Below are 7,007 nucleotides of genomic sequence, written 5' to 3'. Positions count from 1 at the left end.
GAACACCCTTCGTCCGTCTACAGCCACCGCCTCGACTTACGCATTACTCGTCTAGCGCTCAACCCTCCCGGCCCCGCGACGGACGGTTCGGCGGTAGCAGACCGGGGCCGCCGGTGTCGCTACGGGACTTCCGGGTCAGTCGGTCCTCTTTCCCGCCGATAGACCAGAAGGACCGGGCGGGTGCGGCATCCGGCCCGAGGCATGGACCCATGCGACTCCTTGACCGAAAGTTGTTTTCAACCATTCTCATAGGTACAAAAGCTACTGACCAAGGAGACGCTGGATGCCCCTCCGCCCGTTATCGGAGCACGGACGCCCGCTCAGAGGCGTGACCAGACCCTGGTTGGCCGTCGTGGCCGCCGCCGGTCTGTTCGCCGCCCTCACCGCCGCCACCCCACCGCTGCACGCCACCCCGGCGTCCGTCGCCCCCGAACTCGTCGCCCAGGTCAACGCGGCCGAGGCGGGCGAGCCGGTGCAGGCGCTCGTGATGCTCCCGAACGCCGAACTGTCCGGCGGACGCGACGAAGTCCTCACCACCCTCCGCGACCACGCGGCCGAGACGCAGGACGACGTCGTCGCCGCCATCGGCGAGACCGCGACCGTCGTGAACCGCTTCTGGCTGACCAACATGCTGCTGGTCGAGTTCCCCGCGGACGCCGACGCGCTCGGCTCGCTCGCCGCCGTGCCGGGCGTGGAGCAGCTGCTCCCGAACTTCACGCTGGTCGCGCCGGACCCGGTCACGACCACCGCGGAGGTCACCCCGGCCGCCGACCTCACCTGGGGCCTGCGGAAGATCGAGGCGGCACGGGTCTGGGACGAGCTCGGCGTCAACGGCAGCGGCGTCCGCATCGCCACGCTGGACACCGGTGTGGACATCACCCACCCCGACCTGGCCGGCAAGATGGCGACCGACAACCCCGCCGACCCCAACCACCCCGGTGGCTGGATGGAGTTCGACGGGTCGGGCAACCTCGTCGCCTCGGCGCCGCGCGACTCCGCCTACCACGGCACGCACGTCGCGGGCACCATCCACGGCGGCGCGACCTCCGGCACCGCGATCGGCGTCGCGCCCGGCGCCGAGATGATGCACGGCCTGGTGATCCCCGGCGGCAGCGGCTCGTTCGCCCAGGTCGCCGCGGGCATGCAGTGGGCCGTCGCGCCGGTCGACGCCTCGGGCAAACCCGCGGGACGTCCGGCCGACGTGGTCAGCATGTCGTTGGGCGGCAACGGTTTCCACGCCGCGATGATCCAGCCGACGCGAGCCATCCGCGCGCTCGGCTCGTTCCCGGCGTTCGCCATCGGCAACAACTGCGGCACGTCCGGCACGGCCAGCCCCGGCAACGTGCACGAGGCGGTCGCGGTCGGCGCCACCGACAGCACGGACAGCGTCGCGTCGTTCTCCTGCGGCGCGGTGGTGCGCAAGGACCAGTGGGCGACCCCGCCCGCGGACTGGCCGGGAAGCTGGGTGAAGCCGGACGTCTCCGCGCCGGGTGTCGACGTGTACTCGGCGTCGCCGGGCGGCGGCTACCGGACCCTGTCCGGCACCTCGATGGCCACCCCGCACACCGCGGGCGCCGTCGCGCTGATGCTGTCGGCCGCGGGCGACCTGCCGGTGTCCGAGGTGCAGAAGGTGTTGGGCGACACGGCTTTCTGGGACGACCGGTACGCCGGCTCGCCGCCGGACACCCGGTTCGGCAGGGGCCGGATCAACGCCTACGAGGCGACGCGGTTCGTCGCGCTGGATTCGGGCGTGCGGGGCAAGGTCACCAACGCCGCGTCCGGTTCGCCGGTCACCGGCGGCACCGTCCGGATCGAGCCGGGCGGCCGCACCGTCGCCACCGGCGCGGACGGCACGTTCACGAGCAGGCTCGAACCGGGCGACTACACCGTCACCGTCGAGGCGTTCGGGTTCGAGAAGGCCGCGGTGAGCGCCACGGTCGCGCCGAACTCCTTCACCACCGTCGACGTCGTGCTCACACCGGCACCCTTCGGCCGCGTCACCGGTGTCGCGAAGCTCGACGTGTCCGGCGCCGGAATCCCGGGCGTCACCGTCAAGGTGCTCGGCGTGCCGGCCGACTTCTCCGCGGTGACCGGCGCCGACGGCGCCTACACGATCGACGGCGTGCCCGCGGGCACGTACCAGGTGGGCGCGTCGTACCCGACGTTCCGGGCGCCCGGCGCGGTCGAGGTGACCGTCGTCGCCGGCGAGGCGGCCACGGCCGACTTCGCCTTCGGCGCGCCGCCGCGCACGGTGGCGATCGTGGACAGCGCGGAGTCGCGGGCCAACCAGTACCGCGACGTCGTGTTCGCGCCACGCGGCATCGGGACGACGTACTACACGTGGGACGAGCTGGACAAGGCGGCGCAGCACGCGACCGTCGTGCTCGGCTACGGAACCCTGACGTCGCACTACAACGCGGCGAGGTTCCAGGCCTTCCTGGACGCGACGGACGCCAACGGCACCGGCGTGATCTTCACCGACCACGCCAACACGACGGGCAACGGCATCCGGCAGCTGTCCAAGCACACCGGGCAGCCGGTGTCGACCGGGTACAACTCGAGCGGCAACACGTCGGCCGTGTCGTACTACGAGGTGACCTCGGCGCACCCGATCTTCGCCGGGTACGCGGTGGGCGACCGCATCCCGCTGGACGACAGCACCCGGGCGAAGTGGGTGGCGTGGTTCAACGGCTACTCCGGTGACGGCAGGCAGACCATCGCGGGCCTCGGCCGGACGGTCGACGGCGTGATGGGCGGCGGCATCGGCGTCGACCAGCGCGCCCGCAACCGGCACGTGCTGCTGTCACTGCACGGCGTGTCGGCCACCCGAGGGCCCGGCGACTGGACGCCGCAGGCGACCGACCTGTTCCTGAAGGCGATCGACTGGGCGTCGCCCGCGCCGGACCCGAACCAGCCCTACTACGCGCTGCACGACCTGAAGGTGTCGCCTGGACTGGTGAAGGCCAGCGAGACCGTCACGGTGACCGTGCAGGTCAAGAACGTCGGATCGTCGGCGGGCACCTACAACGCGGTGCTGAAGGTCGGCGGCGCGGACAGGGCCACCACGCCGGTGCAGCTCGCGGCCGGCCAGTCGAAGACCGTCACCTGGACGGTCGACCCCGACCAGCTGGGCACGTTCACGGTCCAGGTCGGGCACCTGACCGGCTCGTTCCGGGTGCGCGCGCCGCGCGTCGACCTCGTCGTGTCCACAGTGGACGCTCCGGGCGTCGCCGCGGTCGGTCCGCTGGCGGGGGCGACCGTCGAGCTGATCGCCGGCGGGCAGCTCCGCGGGCTCGGGAAGACCGACGGCGCCGGCAAGCTGTCGTTCGAGATCCCGGACACGGTCGGCCGGTACACGCTCGTGGTGCGCAAGCCGACGCCTGAAGGCGGCGGCGACGCGTACCTGCTGCACCGCGAGATCACCGTGATCGACGACGACGTGATCTCGTTCGCGCCCAGGGTGCTCGCGAGCGGCACGCCGGCGGCCTCCAGCGGCGGGAACTTCGCCGTGCGGGCCGACATCGCGCTGGACGCCGCCGACCAGCGGCACACCGGCTCGGTGTTCCTGCGGCCCTCGGGCACCGCGCCGCACGGCTACCGCTACGAACCGGGCTCGCTCGTGGCGACGGTGGACCGGTACGAAGCGGTCACCGTGCACTCGGTGCGGCACCTCGAACAGGACTGGTTCCTGCCGAGCACGAAGGTCGGCGGGCTCGACTGGACCGCCCCCTACGACGTCCCGTTCGCCTTCGGCGGCCCCGCCAAGGTCTCGCTCGGCGACGTCGTGGTCGCCGCCGACGGTCGGGCCACCGTGGACTGGTCGGTGACCGACGCGCACGGCGTGCCGTTCGCGACCGTGATGGCCTCCGCCGTGCGGCCGTTCCTGAACCTCCCGGAACGGGTGGCGCTGGAGGACGTCGAGGGCCTGGTCCGGGCCGCGGCGCCGAACGAGCTGAAGCCGGTGCTCCGGCTGTTCGCGCCGGACGGCAGCCCGGTGCGGGCCGGTTCGATCAACTGGAACGCCCGGCCGCACACGTTCACCGTCGAACCGGGCACCCCGGACGGCGCGTACCGGTTGGCGCTGGACGTGGACACCGGCGGCTACTCCGGTGACCTCACCGGCGAGGCGCGGCTGCGGGTCGGGCCGGAACCGGCGCCCGTCATGTCGTTGACGGACACGCGGGGCACGTTCGTGCCGGAGGCGCACACCGAGTACGACGTCCGTGCGGTCAACAGCGGCACCGCGGCCTCCGGGCCGATGACGTGGACGGTGCGCGTCACGGCCGACCGCGCGTTGGCGGCCAAGGACGTGGTCATGCGGCTGAAGGTCGACAACAAGTGGCAGCGCGTGACGCTCGCCAACGACGGCGGCGCGCTGGTCGGCACCGTCGTGGCCGGGGCGGAGGTGGCCGCCGGGGCCGAGCGGACGTGGCGGATGTCGTTGCTGCTGCGCACGCCGGGGACGTACCACGTCGCCGACACGTTCACCGGTGACGGCATTTCCGTGACCAACGCCGACGAACTCGTCGTGGTCGCGCCGGCGGGAGTGCGGTAGGTGCTCGGAAGCCCGGCCCGGCGCCAGTACCGCGGCGCCGGGCCGGGCCCACTCCCGAACCCGGGCTGCTAGCCGAAGTTCACGTCACTGCACCACATGTACGTCTGGTCGAGGTGCGAGGCCTGCCAGATCGTGAACACCACGTGGTGACCGCGGTAGGTGCCGTTGGTCTGGACGTTGAACGTGATCTCCTTGGCCGGGGCGTACCTGCCGGTCTGCGTGACCAGGTCGAGGTTGCCCCACCCGAGCCGCTGGGTGGTCGGGTCGAACCCGTTCTTGCTGATGTAGACCCGGAAGTAGTCCGCGCCGTGGCTGGCCTGGTCGTACAGCTTCATGGAGAAGCTGCTGCCGACGTTGGTGGTCTTCCACCGCCCGGGGGCGTTCAGGGCGTTGTTGCGGGACAGGGCGTTGCTGCAGAGCTGCCCGTCCGGGGTCGACCCCTGGAAGTTCCCGCGCAGGCCGTCCCGCAGCGCGCTCATCCAGTTCCACATGGTGTCGGCGTTGGCCTGGAAGGCCTGCCAGCACATGGGGTCCTGCTGCTGCATGGCGGGGTTGGTGTGCTGGCTGCCCCAGGTTTGCCAGCACTGGTAGGCGCGGGTGGCGGGGCTGACGATGGTGCCGTGGGCGGACGCCGTCGGCGTCCAGACGAACGTGCACGCCACCAGGCTGATGATCACTGCGATGATGCCCCGCCGTCTGGTGACGGACCCGGAGGTACTGCGCAGACGCATGGTGAGCCTCCATTCAATCCGGATGATTGAGCGGTGGTGATCCAATATGGGAGCGCTCCCAGAGCAGTCGTCAGCGTATACGTCACAGAGCGAAACTTCAACGAAACATTCAGTAGTTATTCCCGGCCCCGTTGGCGTTCGGCGTAACGCCCGTTGCACCCTCGCGGCTGACCTGCCCGTACCACGCGCCGCGGTGCATCGGCTTCCCGAACGACAGGAGGGGTGGGCGCCTGGGGCACCCACCCCTCCGGCGGATCACGGCGTCAGGCGGAAGGTCGCGTCGGCTCGGCCGGCCGCGTCGGTGATCGGGTCGAGCCGCAACTGGTAGCCGTAGTGGCGGATGTGCCGGTCGGGGAAGTTGTAGGACTGGAACGACGACCACGAGGTCGAGGCGAGGCCCGCCACCTGGCGGAACGTGGCGTCGGCCTTGAACGTCGACGTGCCGTCGTCGGCGGCCAGGACGAAGTCGTAGTTGCTGTGCCGCAGGTAGTAGCCCGGCAGGTTGACGGACTGGAACGACACCGTGCCGGTGCCGGCGAGGCCGGGGACGACGCGGAACTGGGCGTCCTGGGCGGGGCTGACGTTCGGGTCGATGCGCACGTCGTAGTTCACGTGGCGGACGTACCGGTCCTGGAAGTTGTAGGACTGGATGCGGTTGACCGGGGCGTTGGAGCCCCACTTGGCCAGCACGCGGCTCTCCTCGGCCGCGGTGAGGTTGAGGATCGAGCCGTGGCGCTTGCGGGTGGCGCCGAGGCTGTAGCCGGTGACGGTCTGGAAGTTGCGCGTGCTGCCGAGGTCGGTCGACGTGATCGGCATGTACCCGCGGCCGGTGGCGTACTGGTCCAGCCAGAGGGCCCATTCGTTGCGACCGTTGAACTGCATCCACATCGGGCCCTCGACGACGTTGCCGCCGCCGGTGCCGTTGGAGATGCCCATGTGCGAGAGGTTGCCGATGGTGGTCCACGAGCCGAGGATCGAGTTGCTGCCCTCGACGGTGATGTGGCCGTCGGCGGAGGCGCGGTAGTAGCGGTAGCCGCCGACGCTGGACGGCGACTCGATGATCTGGGTGTCGATGATGCCCTGACCCGTGCCCCGGTCGATGTACAGCACCGGTGACGCGAACGAGCGGAAGTCGCGCGTGCGCACGTAGTAGATGCGGTGCTTCTTGACACCGTTGAGGGTCGCGTTGGTGGCCCAGTAGACGACGTAGTCGCCCGTCGTCGGGTCGTAGATCGCCTCGGGGGCCCACGCGTTGCCTGCCCCAGAGATCCCGGCCGCGACGTTGAGCAGGCGCGGCGCGGACCAGGTGACGAGGTCGGTGGACTCCCACACCACCAGCGACGTGCTGCCCCTGTTGGCCGCGTCGGACCACGAGGTGCCACTGGCGATGCGCAGGTCGGTGGCGATGATCCAGTACCGGTCGCCGGCGGGGGAGCGGACGAGCGCGGGGTCGCGGACGCCGCGGGTGCCGACGGTGGACAGCAGCACGGGCGCGCCGTTGTTCAGGTCGGTCCAGCGCAGGCCGTCACGGCTGTGCGCGAGGTAGATCTGCTCGCCGTTGGAGTGCTCGCCGGTGAAGTGCGCCATCAGGTAGCCGGTGAACGGCTCCAGCGCCTCGGCGCGTCGCTCGGTCGTCACCGACCAGGACGTGAACAGCAGGGCCACGGCGGCCAGCAGCGCGCCGACCCTCGTCAGTACTCGGGACACGGGTGATCTCCTTT

3 protein-coding genes are annotated in these 7,007 nt (G+C 71.0%); 1 reads left to right on the top strand and 2 read right to left on the bottom strand.

Features of this window, described 5'->3' with window-relative positions; translation table 11 throughout:
• Positions 1-328 precede the first annotated feature (328 nt).
• Positions 329-4,555 carry a S8 family serine peptidase gene (locus ACFQ3T_RS16565; protein WP_380724166.1) on the top strand — a complete coding sequence of 1,409 codons (4,227 nt, stop codon included), beginning with the start codon at positions 329-331 and terminating at the stop codon, positions 4,553-4,555.
• Positions 4,556-4,623: 68 nt separating this feature from the next.
• Here the strand turns inward: ACFQ3T_RS16565 and ACFQ3T_RS16560 are convergent, their stop codons facing one another.
• Together ACFQ3T_RS16560 and ACFQ3T_RS16555 are read right to left on the bottom strand one after the other, a co-directional pair.
• Positions 4,624-5,286: a lytic polysaccharide monooxygenase auxiliary activity family 9 protein gene (locus tag ACFQ3T_RS16560; protein WP_380724165.1), complete on the bottom strand. Its 663-nt coding sequence runs from the start codon at positions 5,284-5,286 to the stop codon at positions 4,624-4,626.
• A gap of 255 nt (positions 5,287-5,541) precedes the next feature.
• Positions 5,542-6,993 carry a glycoside hydrolase family 43 protein gene (locus ACFQ3T_RS16555; RefSeq protein ID WP_380724164.1) on the bottom strand — a complete coding sequence of 484 codons (1,452 nt, stop codon included), beginning with the start codon at positions 6,991-6,993 and terminating at the stop codon, positions 5,542-5,544.
• Positions 6,994-7,007 lie beyond the last annotated feature (14 nt).

The organism is Saccharothrix hoggarensis (assembly GCF_042678885.1).
GTDB lineage: Bacteria > Actinomycetota > Actinomycetes > Mycobacteriales > Pseudonocardiaceae > Actinosynnema > Actinosynnema hoggarensis.
This window is presented reverse-complemented; position numbering and strand designations above follow the sequence as displayed.

What these genes read in the sequence shown, in the direction of transcription:
- ACFQ3T_RS16560 (WP_380724165.1), bottom strand. Translation starts at nt 5,286, where the DNA reads ATGCGTCTGCGCAGTACCTCCGGGTCCGTCACCAGACGGCGGGGCATC.